This is a genomic window from Prevotella sp. TF12-30, from assembly GCF_003436715.1.
In the GTDB taxonomy this organism is placed as follows: domain Bacteria; phylum Bacteroidota; class Bacteroidia; order Bacteroidales; family Bacteroidaceae; genus Prevotella; species Prevotella copri_A.
In genome coordinates this window covers 1-561 of the sequence record NZ_QSQJ01000136.1, presented here as the reverse complement: position 1 = coordinate 561, position 561 = coordinate 1, and the positions used below count along the sequence as shown (strand labels likewise).

The 561-nt window shown below is 38.7% G+C and carries 1 protein-coding gene; it reads left to right on the top strand.

Translation table 11 applies throughout. The features are described from left to right. Nucleotides 1-199: 199 nt before the first annotated feature. The coding region (locus DXD25_RS17385; RefSeq protein WP_367379923.1) for an ORF6N domain-containing protein at nt 200-561 on the top strand (362 nt) is incomplete at its 3' end.

Sequence of the window (561 nt, the reverse complement as noted above, 5' to 3'; positions counted from 1 at the left end):
GCTAAAAGCACTACCTTTGAATGCAATAATAAGTAACAACACGTTTAAGGTCACAAATTGTGACCTTAAAAATAAAGATAGAAATATGGCAGATATAACGGATAAGACAGGAAACGGCGAACTGGTCACAAATCGTGACCAGTTGGTTGGTGTTGACAATATAGAGCCTCTAATAAAAATCATTAGAGGACAACAAGTTATGCTTGACCGTGACCTTGCCACACTTTATGGCGTTGAAACAAAGCGTCTTAATGAGCAAGTAAAACGTAATATTAAACGATTTCCTGAAGATTTCATGTTTCAATTGACCAAGGACGAATGTTTAAGGTCGCAAATTGCGACCTTAAACGAAGGACGCGGACAACATTTGAAATACATGCCTTACGTATTTACTGAAAACGGAGTCGCTATGCTTAGTAGTGTTTTACGTTCTGACACTGCGATTGAGGTGAATATTCGAATAATGCGAGCTTTCACTTCAATGCGTCACTTTCTACAGAACAATGCCGAAGTGTTTCAGCGTCTCTCGACTATGGAATACCATCAATTGGAAATGCAACA